General features: G+C 68.2%; 2 protein-coding genes and 1 pseudogene. All 3 read right to left on the bottom strand.

The genetic code is table 11. The annotated features are described in order from the left end of the window. Window positions 1–232: FAD-dependent oxidoreductase (locus tag EB084_26480; GenBank protein NDD31809.1), on the bottom strand; the 232-nt coding region annotated here is incomplete at its 3' end. 130 nt (window positions 233–362) lie between these two features. After that, window positions 363–877 (bottom strand): annotated as a pseudogene (locus EB084_26475) (hypothetical protein). Beyond that, a partial coding sequence (locus EB084_26470; protein ID NDD31808.1) for a type III polyketide synthase occupies window positions 871–1020 on the bottom strand: 150 nt, incomplete at its 5' end. The gene EB084_26470 and the pseudogene EB084_26475, both read right to left, overlap by 7 nt.

Genomic DNA, 1020 nt, shown 5'->3' with positions numbered 1-1020 from the left:
CCTGCACGTAGGTGATGGAGGTGAACGGTGACGTGTCGGAGGTGACGAGGTGTTTGCGCACGCCCAGCCGCTCGAGCGCCGAGAGCCCCGACGGCATCAGCCCCTCGCCGCACGCCTTGTCGATGGGGAAGGCCTGCTTGTCGAAGACGTGTACCGAGAGGCCGCGCAGCGCCGCACCGATGGCGACCGCCAGCCCCGCAGGGCCTCCTCCGATGATGGCGACGTCGAACACCCTCCAGGGCTAACCGTGCGGACCACGTGGATCCACCCGATTCGCGTCTTCCTGCAGCGCTGGCAGGTCCTTCACGGTGGCGGGCCTGCACACTCCCTCTCCCTGCGACGCGGGGCTGGGGCCTGCGTGTTCACGCGTCCTGGCCCGCGCGCAACCCGAGCGCCTGTTCCTCGACGCGAATGCGCACGAACAGCAGCGCCGCGTTGCCCAGTGTGAACACCAGCGAGGTCAACCACGCGCCGTGCACGAGCGGCAGCACGAGCAATTCGGTCACCACTGCCACGTAGTTCGGGTGCCGCACGAAGCGATACGGCCCGCCGCTGATCAACTGCCCCTCGGGCAAGACGATGACGCGCGTGTTCCACCGGGGCCCCAGCGTGGTGATGGCCCAATACCGGAGCAGCCCAGCGCCACCCAGCCCACCACGCCGGGGAACGCACGATGCAGCAGCCACGGCTCGGCGACGCAGGCGACGAGGAACGCGGTGTGGAACACCGTCATGAAGGGGTAGTGGCCCTGCCCATACTCTTTCGCGCCGCGCTCGAAGGCCCACGCTGCGTTGCGCTTCGAGAGCCGCAGCTCGACCAGCCGCTCGACGCCAACCAGCGCGATGAGGCCCGTGTAGAGCCACAGCGAGCTCACCATCGCAACAACACCAGCTCGGCGCAGAAGCCCGGGCCCATCGCCATCATCAACCCGACGTCGCCCTTCTTCGGCGCGCCCGATTCGATCAAATCGGCCAGCACGTAGAGCACCGACGACGACGAGAGGTTGCCGACCGAGCGCAA

The sequence above is a fragment of the Pseudomonadota bacterium genome, from assembly GCA_010028905.1.
Taxonomy (GTDB): domain Bacteria; phylum Vulcanimicrobiota; class Xenobia; order RGZZ01; family RGZZ01; genus RGZZ01.
The sequence above is the reverse complement of the archived record's forward strand: the minus strand, read 5'-3'. Positions and strand labels throughout refer to the sequence as shown.